11 protein-coding genes and 1 riboswitch are annotated in these 11,949 nt (G+C 59.2%); of the genes, 1 reads left to right on the plus strand and 10 read right to left on the minus strand.

The genetic code is table 11. From position 1 onward, the window contains the following. Positions 1-8: 8 nt before the first annotated feature. Positions 9-908 carry a lipid kinase YegS gene (gene yegS, locus V6944_RS02120; protein WP_333497706.1) on the plus strand — a complete coding sequence of 300 codons (900 nt, stop codon included), beginning with the start codon at positions 9-11 and terminating at the stop codon, positions 906-908. Here yegS and V6944_RS02125 read toward each other — a convergent pair. The 10 genes from V6944_RS02125 to thiM all read right to left on the minus strand — a co-directional run bounded on the left by V6944_RS02125 (position 905) and on the right by thiM (position 11,751). Continuing rightward, positions 905-2,194: an ABC transporter substrate-binding protein gene (locus V6944_RS02125; protein WP_333497707.1), complete on the minus strand. Its 1,290-nt coding sequence runs from the start codon at positions 2,192-2,194 to the stop codon at positions 905-907. The genes yegS and V6944_RS02125 overlap by 4 nt on opposite strands. A 104-nt stretch (positions 2,195-2,298) precedes the next feature. Beyond that, complete coding sequence (locus V6944_RS02130) at positions 2,299-3,072, minus strand: ABC transporter ATP-binding protein (protein ID WP_333009739.1); 774 nt, start codon at positions 3,070-3,072, stop codon at positions 2,299-2,301. A 10-nt stretch (positions 3,073-3,082) separates the two neighbouring features. Next, entirely contained in the window at positions 3,083-3,949 is an 867-nt protein-coding gene (locus tag V6944_RS02135; RefSeq protein WP_333009738.1) for an ABC transporter ATP-binding protein, read from the minus strand. Then, on the minus strand, positions 3,921-4,826 hold the full coding sequence (locus V6944_RS02140; RefSeq protein WP_220439400.1) for an ABC transporter permease: 906 nt from the start codon (positions 4,824-4,826) through the stop codon (positions 3,921-3,923). The genes V6944_RS02135 and V6944_RS02140 overlap by 29 nt, the downstream gene beginning before the upstream one ends. Then, complete coding sequence (locus V6944_RS02145) at positions 4,823-5,860, minus strand: ABC transporter permease (RefSeq protein WP_220439401.1); 1,038 nt, start codon at positions 5,858-5,860, stop codon at positions 4,823-4,825. The genes V6944_RS02140 and V6944_RS02145 overlap by 4 nt, the downstream gene beginning before the upstream one ends. After that, positions 5,857-7,479 (minus strand): ABC transporter substrate-binding protein, encoded by a 1,623-nt coding sequence (locus V6944_RS02150; RefSeq protein WP_333497708.1) that lies wholly within the window; start codon positions 7,477-7,479, stop codon positions 5,857-5,859. Before V6944_RS02150 ends, V6944_RS02145 begins: the two co-directional genes overlap by 4 nt. 67 nt (positions 7,480-7,546) lie before the next feature. After that, a complete protein-coding gene (locus V6944_RS02155; protein WP_035894884.1) occupies positions 7,547-8,701 on the minus strand; it encodes a mandelate racemase family protein in 1,155 nt (384 codons plus the stop codon). Positions 8,702-8,970: 269 nt separating this feature from the next. After that, positions 8,971-10,023 (minus strand): class I fructose-bisphosphate aldolase, encoded by a 1,053-nt coding sequence (gene fbaB / locus V6944_RS02160; protein ID WP_333497709.1) that lies wholly within the window; start codon positions 10,021-10,023, stop codon positions 8,971-8,973. A gap of 145 nt (positions 10,024-10,168) precedes the next feature. Then, positions 10,169-10,969, minus strand: coding sequence for a bifunctional hydroxymethylpyrimidine kinase/phosphomethylpyrimidine kinase (gene thiD / locus V6944_RS02165; protein ID WP_333497710.1), 801 nt, complete (start codon positions 10,967-10,969; stop codon positions 10,169-10,171). Continuing rightward, positions 10,966-11,751, minus strand: a complete 786-nt coding sequence (thiM, locus tag V6944_RS02170; protein WP_333497711.1) for a hydroxyethylthiazole kinase — start codon at positions 11,749-11,751, stop codon at positions 10,966-10,968. The genes thiD and thiM overlap by 4 nt, the downstream gene beginning before the upstream one ends. Before the next feature lie 34 nt (positions 11,752-11,785). Further along, positions 11,786-11,882, minus strand: a riboswitch (TPP riboswitch). Positions 11,883-11,949: the final 67 nt, after the last annotated feature.

The following is an 11,949-nucleotide window of genomic DNA, read 5'->3' on the forward strand; positions in this document are numbered from 1 at the left end:
TACCACGGATGTCCGACTTTCCTGCAAGCTTATTGATTTTAAACGGCAAGGGTGCCAATACCCCTCAACTGCGCGAGGCGGTTGAACTGCTGCGCGATGAGGGCGTGACCATTCATGTGCGCGTCACCTGGGAGAAAGGCGATGCGGTGCGCTATGTGGAAGAGGCCATTCGCCTGAACGTCGAGACGGTTATCGCGGGCGGCGGCGACGGGACGATTAACGAAGTGGCGACGGCGCTGATCCACAGCGAAAGCCGTGAGGTACCGGCCCTCGGTATTTTGCCGCTCGGTACCGCCAACGACTTTGCCACCAGCGTCAATATTCCAACCGATCTGGCTAATGCGCTGAAGCTCGCCATTGCCGGTCGCGACGTGCCGGTTGATATCGCCCAGGTGAACCACAAAACCTGTTTTATCAATATGGCCACCGGCGGCTTCGGTACCCGCATTACCACCGAAACGCCCGAGAAGCTAAAAGCCGCGCTGGGCGGCGTGTCTTACCTGATTCATGGGCTGATGCGAATGGATACCCTGAAGCCGGACCGCTGCGAAATTCACGGCGAGAACTTTCACTGGCAGGGCGACGCGCTGGTTATCGGTATCGGCAACGGACGTCAGGCGGGCGGCGGGCAACAGCTATGCCCGGATGCGTTGATTAACGACGGCCTGCTGCACCTGCGTATTTTCACCGGAGAAGAGCTTATTCCAGCGCTGTTTAATACCCTTGCCAGCAGCGATGGCGCGGAAAACCTGGTGGATAGCGTTTCGCCGTGGTTTGAAGTCACTGCGCCGCACGAGATGACCTTTAACCTCGACGGCGAACCGCTGAGTGGTAAAACTTTCCGTATGGAGATTTTACCGGCGGCATTACGCTGTCGCCTGCCGCCGGACTGCCCGCTGCTACGTTAACGCATTGCGCGTTTTAAAATGCGCTCCGACTGGCGTTTGAAATCCGTTGCCGCTTCGGCGACGGTTTTCTTGCCGTAATCGATCGACTGCAGCGCGCTATCAAACTCCTGCACCAGCTGCGGGTCTTCCAGATATGGCGACACGGAAAGCGTGGTCGGCAGTGCCAGCGCCTGTTTAATCCCGGCAACCGACGGGTCTTTATCGTTAATCACCCCCGCCGCCGTCAGGGTTGCCACCGCGCTTTTGCTCAGCGGCACGCCGCGCTCCAGCCCCAGCAACGTGACGCCCTCTTTGCTGTTCAGCAGGAAGTTAATCAGCTTCGCTGCCGCTTCCGGGTGTTGAGTGGTTTTGCCAATCGACAGCATCATCGACGGTTTCATAAACAGCCCCGCATCGGTGGCACCCGGCAGCATCGGATAGTCACCCAGTTCGAGCTTCGCCGGTGGCTTGAGGTTGTCCGAGTACTTGGTAACGGCGGTGTTCCACATATAAACGCCGCCCCACTCCCCTTCGATCCACGGCTTCATTTCGTACATATTGCCCTTGCCGAACGAGGCGTAGTACTTCATATCCGGGATGACGTGGTTGTCGATAAGGGTTTTATACAGCTGGAAAAACTCGACCCACTGCGCGTCGCTGTAGGTGAATTTTTTACTCTGCTGGTCAATAGCCGGAATATTGTACTTCTGCACCATATAGGAGTTGAGCAACGCCAGCACGCCCAGGCTTTCCGGGGCCACCGGGTAGTACGGTTTGCCGAGCTTGCTCTCAAACGTTTTCCCGGCGCTTATCAGCTCATCCCAGTTTTTCGGGTAACTGATCCCCGCCTTTTTCCAGGTTTGATCGTTGTAGTAGAAGATACGGGCGGTCATGGCGACCGGGATGCCGTTCAACTTACCTTTGACCGTGACCGGCTGGAGGTCTTTGGCGGTGAACTGATCGAGGCCAATCTCACCTTTCACTTTGTTGAGATCGTAGAAGCCGTTGCCGTCTTTAGAGAACAGCGCCAGCCAGTTCCAGTTGGTTTGCATCACGTCCGGCTCGGTACCGCCCGCCAGTTGCGTGGTTAGGCGCGAAGTGTGCCCGTCCCAACCGGTATATTCGGCTTTGACGTTGATATCTGGATACTGCTGATGGAAGGCTTCCAGCGCCTTCAGCGTCACCTGATGGCGACCGTTGCCGCCCCACCAGGACATACGCAGGTCGACGGTTTCCGCCGCCAGTGCGGAAGCAGAACAGGCACAGAGGAGAAGTGGTAGGGCAAGACGGAAGGATTTTTTATCCATTTTTATGATTTCCCAGAGTTCGAGTAGCCCGGCCGAGCAAAGCGACGCCGGGGCCATGCACTGAGCTAAACCCGGCGTTGCTTTGCTCGGCCGGGCTACGGGTTTTAATATGCCGCCACCTCGCGCGCCATTTCTCGCGTGTATTGACGGCTGGCGTTAACCAGCATCTGCGTGTACGGCGTTTGCGCTTCACCGTTGACCAATGCATCGACGGTGAGCGTTTCGAGGATCTTGCCGTACTGCATCACCGCCACCTTCTGGCAGAGGTGGGCGATCACGCCCAGATCGTGCGTCACCATCAGGTAGGTCAGGTTCGACTCTTTTTGCAGCTCCGCCAGCAGATTGAGGATTTCCGCCTGCACCGACACGTCCAGCGCCGAGGTCGGTTCATCGAGCAACAGTACCTGCGGTTCGAGGATCAGCGCGCGGGCAATCGCCACGCGCTGGCGCTGGCCGCCGGAAAGCTGGTGCGGATAGCGGTCGCGGAAGGCGCGGTTCAGCCCCACGCGGTCGAGCAGCGTGTTGATGCGCCGGTCCCGCTCGCCGATGCCGTTAATTTGCAGCGGCTCTTCCAGAATGTCGCCAATGGTATGGCGCGGATGCAGCGACCCGTATGGGTCCTGAAACACCATCTGCACCTGACGACAGCGCTCGCGGCTGATCTTATGCGAGAGCCCCTGGCCGCTAATCGCCAGCTCGCCCTGCCAGTGATTAAACAACCCGGCAAGGCACTTCAGCACCGTGGTTTTCCCGGAGCCTGACTCCCCCACCAGGCCATAAATCTCGCCCGGCTTAACGTGGAAATTGACATCAAACAGCACCTGGTTGCGCTTTTCGCCCTCGCCAAACACCAGGCTTAAGTTTTTCACTTCAATCATCGTGCGCTCCTTAATCGGTCAGCCAGCTGGTCTGGCGCTGCAATACCGGGAGAACCGGTCGGCGATGGTGCATATCCGGCAGGGCGCTAATCAGCCCTTGCGTATAGGGATGAGTGGCGTTATCGAGGTCGCAGGCGGCAATCGACTCCACCACTCGCCCGGCGTACATCACCAGCACGCGGTCGCAGAAGCTGCGCACCAGGTTAATGTCATGGCTGATAAATATCAGCCCCAGCCCGCGCGACTTCACCAGGTCATCCAGCAGCCCCAGCACCTGCAGACGTACCGACACGTCGAGCGCCGAGGTCGGCTCATCGGCAATCACCAGCTCAGGGTCCGTTATCAGCATCATCGCAATCATGATGCGCTGCCCCTGCCCGCCGGAAATCTCGTGCGGATAGAGGTTGTAGACGCGCTCCGGCTGGCGAATGCGCACCACGTCGAGCATCTCCATCGCCTTGGCCTTCGCCTCGGCTTTGTAGCCCGGATGGTGAGTCAGCCAGGCTTCGGCAATCTGGTCGCCGACGCGTACCACCGGGTTCAGCGAGTATTTCGGGTCCTGCATAATCATCGAAATACGCTTGCCGCGAATGGCGCGCATCTGCGCCTCGCTGGCGTTCAGCAGGTCGATATCGCCAAACTGCATCCGGCTGGCGTCAATGCGCGCTTTTTTCGGGTGCAGGTGCAGCAGCGCGCGGCCAACGGTGGATTTCCCGGAACCGGATTCACCGACTATCGCCAGCTTCTCCTGCCCAAGCTGGAAGGAGACGCCGCGCACCGCGTGGGTTACCGCGCTGCCGTTGACGAAATCCACGCTTAAATCGCGTACGTCGAGCAGCGGTGCAGCGTTATTCGCTGCGAGGATCGAGGATGTCACGTAGGCCATCTCCTAAGAAGTTGAACGCTAAGCTGTTGATCAGTATCGCCAGCCCCGGGATCGTTACTACCCACCAGCACTCCATCATGTAGGTACGGCCGCTGGAGATCATCGCCCCCCATTCTGGATCTGGCGGCTGCGCGCCGAGGCCAAGGAAGCCCAGACCGGCGGCGGTCAGGATGATCCCCGCCATGTTCATGGTGATACGGATAATCACCGACGGCAGGCACAGCGGCACAATGTGACGCCACAGCACGCGGGCCGGAGAGGCACCCTGCAAACGGACGGCAGAGATAAAGTCGGCCTGACGCAGCGACAGGGTTTCCGCACGCGCCAGACGCGCAATTGGCGGCCAGGCGGTCAGGGTAATGGCAATCACCACGTGCTCAAGCCCTGGGCCTAAGGCAGCAACGAACGCCAGCGCCAGCACCAGGCTTGGGAAGGAGATGAAGATATCGGTCACCCGCATCAGCACCATATCGACCTTGCCACCGAAGTAGCCCGCGCAAACGCCGAGCAGCAGCCCCAGCGGGCCGACGGTGACCGACACCAGCAGCACGATGTAGAGCGTGATGCGCGCGCCGTACACCAGGCGGCTAAAGATATCGCGGCCAAATTCATCGGTACCGAACCAGTGCTGCGCGTTCGGTGCCATCAGCGCGTTGTTTAAGTCCTGCACCAGCGGGTTATAGGGGGCAATCAGCGGGGCGAATATCGCCACCACCAGCAGCAGGAAGATAATCCCGCCGCCGATAGCGGTCAGCGGATTACGCGCCATCTTGCCGATAAATCCCCCCGCCCTTGCCAGCCCGCGCAGCAAACGCTGGCGGCCTTCGCCGGAGGCGCTGGAGAGTCGACTATCGAGAGAAACCGTCATGATTTTGTCCTCGGGTCGAAGAATTGATACAGCATGTCTGAGAGCAGGTTGAGCATCACGAAGATCACCCCAACCAGCAGCACGCAGCCCATCACCGCATTCATGTCGCCCAGCAGCAGGCTACCGGTGAGATAGGAGCCAAAGCCCGGCCAGGAGAAGACGGTTTCAATTAATACCGCCCCTTCCAGCAATGAACCGTAGGCCAGCGCCACCACCGTCAGCAGTTGGACGAGGATGTTGCGGAAGGCGTGGTTCCAGATAACCTGACGCTCGGTCAGCCCTTTGACGCGGGCGGTGATGATGAACTCCTGCGACAGCTGCGCCAGCATAAAGCTGCGGGTCATACGGCTGATGTAGGCGAGCGAGTGGAAGCCCAGCAGCGCCGCCGGCAGGATCAGGTGGTTAATGGCGTTCCAGAACACTTCACTGTTTCCGGCCAGCAGCGCATCGACGGTCATCAGCCCGGTGCGACGCGGCACGATGCCGTCCAGCCCCAGGTCGACGCGCCCCGCGCCGCCCACCCAGCCGAGCCAGGCGTAGAACACCAGCAGCCCCATCATCCCCACCCAGAAAATCGGCGTGGAGTAACCGGCAAGGCTGATAATACGAACCACATAGTCGGAAATACTGTTGCGGCGCGCCGCCGCCAGTACGCCCAGCGGAATGCCAAGGCCCGCGCCGACGATAATCGCCATCGTCGCCAGCTCCATGGTGGCCGGGAAGACGCGGATAATGTCATCGGTCACCGGTTTGCCGGTCAGCAGCGCATTGCCGAGATCGCCGTGCAGCAGATTGACAAAGTAGATGCCAAACTGGGTCATCAGCGACTGGTCAAAGCCCAGCTGGTGATAGACCTGCTGGTAAGTGCTCTGGTCGGCATCCGGGCCGACAATCGCCAGCACCGGGTCGATAGGCATCACGCGGCCAATAAAGAAGGTCAACAGCAGCAGGCCGAACAGCGTAATCGCTACCTGCAACAACCGTTTTGAGAAGCGCCGGGTCCGGGAGCCGGGCGCAAGAATTGCCGTACTCATCCTTTATCTCCTTCGCTGACTTTGTAGACTTCACGCAGGAACGTGGTGGCCGACGGATGCGGCTTGTACTCCTTCACCTCGTTACGCACCACCACCGAGTCGACCATCTGCGACACCGGGATCATCGCGGGGATCAGCGCGTCGAAGCGGGTCTGAATGGCCTGATAATCGGCAATCTGTTTTTGCGGGTTACGCTCAAGCAGCGCGCCGTCGATCATCTCGTTAAGCTGTTTGTCATAGAACCCGGTGCGCCAGCCCTGGAAGTTGGTCAGGCGTGCCTCATCGCTGTTGTCCGGGTTATAGACCAGCGCACGCAGGCTGGAGTGCGGGTGTGGCTCCATACCGCTGCCGCCGCGTCCTACCAGCATGTCGAACTTACGTTCGCGCATCGCGCCGTAAATCTGGTTGCCGGTGCCGGTGATAATTTTGGCGTTAATGCCCGCCTGCATCAGCGTGGACTGCACGGCGATGGCGATATTGAGGAACGGCTGGTCGGCGAGTACGCGCAGCGTGGTGTCAAAGCCGTCAGGATATCCGGCCTCCGCCAGCAGCTTTTTCGCCCGTGCGAGATCAAAGGTGTAGCCCGGGTCCGGCAGCGTCGACGGCATTCCGGCTTTGATTGGACGCTGGTGCAACACACCGTAGCCCGGCATCAATGCCTTATTAATCCCCTGATAATCAATCAGGTAGCGCACCGCTTCACGCACTTTCGGGTTGGCGAAGTGCGCCTCTTTCATGCTCATCGACACGTAGTACATAGTGCCGCGCTGTACCGCGTCAACGGTGAGCTGCGGGTCTTTACGCAGGGCGTTGATATCCGACACCGCCATGTTGCTGGCAATATCGAGGTCGCCTTTTTCAATCATCAGGCGCAGGGTCTGCGACTCCTGGAAGTGACGCAGCACCACGCGGTTCATCTTCGCTTCGCCGCGCCAGTAGTCCGGGTTGCGCTTCATGCGCAGCACGTCTTTTGCCTGCCAGGTTTCCAGCGTAAACGGCCCGGAACCGGCTTCGTGGGTCGTCAGCCACTTATTGCCCCAGTCGTTATTCTGTTCATGGCTTTGGACGGTTTTACTGTCGAGCACGCCAAGGTTGCCGAGCGCGCCCAGCGAGTAAATGACCAGCTGCGGGTCGTTATCCTTCGGCAGGGCAATCTGCACCGTATAGTCGTCCAGCGCCGTTACCTGCTTGTCGACGTTCTTCTTACTAAAACCGTAGGATTTCCACACCGATGCCTGCGCCAGGTTAAGGTGCAGAATGCGGCGCATCGACCACACCACGTCGGCGGCGGTCAGCGGGTTGCCGGAGTGAAACTTGACGTTGTTGTGCAGATGGAAGGTCAGCGTTTTGCCGTCCGGGCTGATATCCCAGGATTTGGCGAGCGCCGGTTTAACGTTGGTGAGCTGTTCAGGGTCAAGCTCCACCAGCGAGTCATAGAGATTCACCACAATCCCCACCACTTCGTTGCCGGTCATTGCCGCCGGGTCGAGGGTGAGCAGGTTATTCATGTTCATGCCGATAATGAGCTGATCCGGCGGCGTTTTTGCCAGCGCCGCCCCGCTCCCCATCGTCATGGTCAGCGCGAGCAAACACGCTCCCAGTAAGGAGGATTTTTTCATCTATCTATCGCCTGTAGGGTACGACAGGCGACGAATCCGTCCGTGCCTGTCTTGTCTTTGTTATGTGTCAGTCGTGGCTGACGGTATTGGCTTCGATAAAGGCAAAATTGATGTCTTCGCCCAGTCCAGGGCGTTGAGACAGGTGAACATAGCCATCGGCGTCCATTGGGTCGACGATGCTGTTCAGGTAGGCCGCTGGCTGGTCGTAGTCGAGGAACGGGTGCAGCAGGCCACGCTCGTACCAGCGACAGTTGCGAATGGCGCCAATCACCGCCAGGCTCGCCGCGCCGTTACCGTGTACTTCACAGTCCATACCAAATGACTCTGCCAGCGCCGCCACCTTCATGGTTGGCGTAATGCCGCCCACGCCGTTGGCCCCCGCGCGCAGAATGTCGCAGGCTCCGGCTTTCACCCAGTCGGCACGGCTGTGGTGCTTACCGCCAAAGCTTTCCGGCCCAATGATCGGAATAGAGAGGTTTTCAGCCAGCCACGCGTAGGAGGACATGCTGTCTTCTTCCATCGGCTCTTCGAACCAGGCAAAGTTGAGTTTTTCCAGCTCTTTACCAATCCACAGCGCTTCGGTGCGGCTGTACCAGTGATAGCCGTCGATCATCAGGTCGATATCCGGGCCTACCGCTTCACGTACCGCAGCGCAGGCTTTGATATCCATTTTTGGGTTTGGCGCGAACGAGACCGGCGGCATCCAGGTATGCAGCTTGATGGCTTTATAGCCGCGCGCAACCAGCGTTTCGGCAAAGGCCGCGTACTCTTCCGGCGTGGACAGGCCGCCTTCGAGATCGTCGCCGCACATGGTGCTGCCGTAGGCCGGTACTTTGTCGCGATAGCCGCCCAGCAGCTTGTAAACCGGCATATTGAGCTTACGCCCAATCAGGTCCCATAACGCCTGCTCAACGAAGGAGAGCGCGCGTTCGGTCAGTTGATGCGCGCTGCCACGCTGCCAATGCACCAGATCCTGCCAGATACGTTCGCGGTCGAACGGGTCCTGCCCTACCAGCACCTTGCGGAAGAAGGTGTTAACCACGAACGGACGCACGATTTCTGGCGGCGCAAAGGAGTAGCCCTTGCTACCGTCGTCGGCGGTAATGGTCAGCATCGCCATTTTGGCCATGCTTTCTGGCCCCGGATGAGAGTGTCCGGCGCTGTCGGAGACGCGGCGCGTAGGGTGCTGGAAAACGGTGACATTTACAGATTCAATTTTCATTAAGTGTCCTTTATACAACATGCTACCTGGCGATTAATTCACCACGGGTCTGTGTAAAACACGGTTCCGGTAAAACGGTTTTGTGGAATTGAAAAGGCGTTTCATCACTAATCTAAGCACAAAATACCGCCACTTCCACGGACAAATTCCGCTAACGCCGGGCTGTTTTTTGGGCATGCGCACGAGGGTGCGTGACGTTTTTCACAAAAGGACGGGGAAGTGTGAGTGCGATCATTATCCTCTCCCGGACGGGAGAGGATGGGCAAAAATCAGGCGAAGGTGATTTTACTGTCGAGGTAGACGTCCTGAACGGCGTTGATAAGCTGCACGCCATCGGCCATCGATTTTTTGAAGGCTTTACGGCCAAGAATCAGACCCATACCGCCAGCGCGTTTGTTGATCACCGCCGTACGGACCGCGTCCGCAAGGTCGGTTTCGCCGCCCGCTGCGCCGCCGGAGTTAATCAGCCCGGCACGGCCCATATAGCAGTTCGCCAACTGGTAGCGCACCAGGTCGATAGGATTCTCGCTGGTCAGTTTGCTGTAGACGCGTTCGTCGGTATAGCCGAAGTTCACCGCTTTATAGCCGCCGTTATTCTCAGCCATTTTCTGCTTCACGATATCGGCGCCGATGGTGGCGGCCAGATGGTTGGCCTGCCCGGTAAGGTCGGCAGATACGTGGTAATCCACGCCATCTTTTTTAAACGCCGGGTTGCGCAGATAGGCCCACAGCACGGTGACCAGCCCCAGCTCATGCGCGCGCTCAAAAGCGGCAGAGATCTCCTCAATCTGACGACGAGACTCTTCCGAACCAAAATAGATGGTCGCCCCCACCGCTACCGCCCCCATATTGAACGCCTGCTCGACGCTGGCATACAGCGTCTGGTCGAAGGTGTTTGGGTAGCTCAGGGTTTCGTTGTGGTTCAGTTTGACGAGGAACGGAATGCGGTGCGCGTAGCGGCGAGAGACCGAGGCCAGCACGCCGTAGGTGGAGGCCACGCAGTTACAGCCCGCTTCAATCGCCAGTTCAACAATGTTTTTCGGGTCAAAATAGAGCGGGTTGGCGGCAAACGAGGCCCCGGCCGAGTGCTCAACGCCCTGGTCCACCGGCAGAATCGACAGATAACCCGTCCCCGCCAGACGCCCGGTATTGTAGAGGGTCTGCATATTTCTCAGCACGGCAGGCGGACGATTGTTATCCACCATCACCCGGTCAACGTAGTCGTGGCCGGGCAGATAGAGCTGGTCGGCTGGAATGGTCATACAACGATGCTGTAAAAGGCTGTCGGCGTCTTTGCCAAGCAACTGCGCAATATCAGTCATAGCTATGCTCCCGTAAGCGCCGACATCATGTCGGCTGGATATCCTGCTCAACACTTTTGAGCAGGATAAGCCTGGTACCGGGAGCGCGGAATGTCCAACTTTTGGCAGATTTTAAGCACAACCGACTGGCACGTCAGCCGGACAGCTACCACCATTCGTGGAAATGGTGCACCGGCCCAATACCTTCGCCTACCTGTAAGGTATCGGCCTGCGCCAGCGCCTGCGACAGCCAGGCTTTGGCGACGGGCACCGTCTCCTGCCAGCTGGCGTGGCGCGGCCGCAATGCCGCCAGCGCGGCCGACAGCGTACAGCCGGTGCCGTGAGTGTTTTTGGTCACCACACGCGGCGCGGTAAAACGCATTTCACCCTCGGCGGTAAACAGCCAGTCGGGGCTTTCTGCATCATCAAGATGCCCACCTTTCATCAGCACCGCTTCGCAGCCGAGCGCCCGCAGCGCTCTGCCCTGCTCCAGCATCTCACGCTCGTTACGAGCATGCGGCGTATCGAGCAGCGCCGCGGCCTCCGGCAGGTTTGGCGTAATCAGCGAGACCTGCGGCAGCAGGCGCTGGCGCAGCGTCTCAACGGCGGATACGGAAAGCAATGGGTCACCGCTTTTGGCCAGCATCACCGTATCCAGCACCACGTTCTGAATATGATAGCGTTGCAGTCGCTCGGCCACCGCCTCGACGATATCCGTCTCCGCCAGCATACCGATTTTGGTGGTGTCGATGCGCACGTCGCTGAACACGGAATCTAACTGCGCGGCGACAAAGTCGGGTTCAATCCGGTAGACCGACTGCACTCCACGGGTGTTCTGCGCCACCAGCGCGGTGATAACAGAACAGCCGTAGGCGCCAAGCGCCGAGAAGGTTTTCAGGTCGGCCTGAATGCCCGCGCCGCCGCTAGGATCGGTACCGGCAATGGTCAGGGCATTGATACGCTTCATGCCGCTACCTCCCCGTGCATCACATACAAGGCATCAAGAAACGCAGGAACAAAACTGCCCGGCCCTCGCCCCTGCGCAGCAAGCTGCCCCGCCCGCTTCATCACCGCGCAGGCTCCTGCGACGTTCAGCAAACGGTCGCCCGGTAAGGCACAGCTCGCCGCCACGACGGCCGAGAGCGCGCAGCCGGTGCCGACCACGCGGGTCATCAATAGAGAGCCGCCGTTCACCGCCAACGTTCGTGCACCGTCGGTGATGTAATCAACTTCGCCGGTCACTGCAACCATCGCCCCGCTTGCGCACGCCAGTTTCTGCGCCGCTGGCAGCGCCGCCGCTGCGGTATCGGTGGTATCCACGCCGCGCCCGCCCTGGCTTTCTCCAGCCAGCGCCATAATTTCTGAGGCATTGCCACGAATCGCCGCCGGGGCCATCTGCACCAGTTCGCGGCAGAAGTCACTGCGCAGCGTCAACGCGCCCACCGCCACCGGATCGAGCGCCCACGGCGTTCCCGCCCGGTTCGCGCTCTCAACCGCCGCCCGCATCGCCTGAGCACGCGGCTGGGTTAAGGTGCCGACGTTAATCAATAATGCGCTGGCAATAGCCGAGAACTGCGCGGCTTCTCCGGCATCAATGACCATTGCTGGCGATGCGCCGAGCGCCAGCAATACGTTGGCGGTAAAGGTCTGTACGACATCGTTAGTCATACAGTGAACAAGGGGAGAATGTTGCTGCAGAAGGAGTGCGGTGTGCGCGAATTGCGCGGGACTTAGCAGGTCGGCTTGCATGGTTTGCTCCTGCCAAAACGCGAAGAAGCAATGACCTGGCGGTCTCTGACTTCCCTACGCTGGCATTATCCAGATCAGGTGGTACGGGTTTTTCTCAGCCTTCGTAAAGAAGGGCACCCCGAGTCATTTGAATCAATTTATGGCGATTAACTTGTCATTAATAGCTGCCCGCAATAATGCCAGCAGGATGCACGACAA

Source organism: Kluyvera sp. CHPC 1.2972 (genome assembly GCF_036759925.1).
In the GTDB taxonomy this organism is placed as follows: domain Bacteria; phylum Pseudomonadota; class Gammaproteobacteria; order Enterobacterales; family Enterobacteriaceae; genus Kluyvera.

What these genes read in the sequence shown, in the direction of transcription:
- yegS (WP_333497706.1), top strand. Translation starts at nt 9, where the DNA reads ATGTCCGACTTTCCTGCAAGCTTATTGATTTTAAACGGCAAGGGTGCC.
- V6944_RS02125 (WP_333497707.1), bottom strand. Translation starts at nt 2,194, where the DNA reads ATGGATAAAAAATCCTTCCGTCTTGCCCTACCACTTCTCCTCTGTGCC.
- V6944_RS02130 (WP_333009739.1), bottom strand. Translation starts at nt 3,072, where the DNA reads ATGATTGAAGTGAAAAACTTAAGCCTGGTGTTTGGCGAGGGCGAAAAG.
- V6944_RS02140 (WP_220439400.1), bottom strand. Translation starts at nt 4,826, where the DNA reads ATGACGGTTTCTCTCGATAGTCGACTCTCCAGCGCCTCCGGCGAAGGC.
- V6944_RS02145 (WP_220439401.1), bottom strand. Translation starts at nt 5,860, where the DNA reads ATGAGTACGGCAATTCTTGCGCCCGGCTCCCGGACCCGGCGCTTCTCA.
- V6944_RS02150 (WP_333497708.1), bottom strand. Translation starts at nt 7,479, where the DNA reads ATGAAAAAATCCTCCTTACTGGGAGCGTGTTTGCTCGCGCTGACCATG.
- V6944_RS02155 (WP_035894884.1), bottom strand. Translation starts at nt 8,701, where the DNA reads ATGAAAATTGAATCTGTAAATGTCACCGTTTTCCAGCACCCTACGCGC.
- fbaB (WP_333497709.1), bottom strand. Translation starts at nt 10,023, where the DNA reads ATGACTGATATTGCGCAGTTGCTTGGCAAAGACGCCGACAGCCTTTTA.
- thiD (WP_333497710.1), bottom strand. Translation starts at nt 10,969, where the DNA reads ATGAAGCGTATCAATGCCCTGACCATTGCCGGTACCGATCCTAGCGGC.
- thiM (WP_333497711.1), bottom strand. Translation starts at nt 11,751, where the DNA reads ATGCAAGCCGACCTGCTAAGTCCCGCGCAATTCGCGCACACCGCACTC.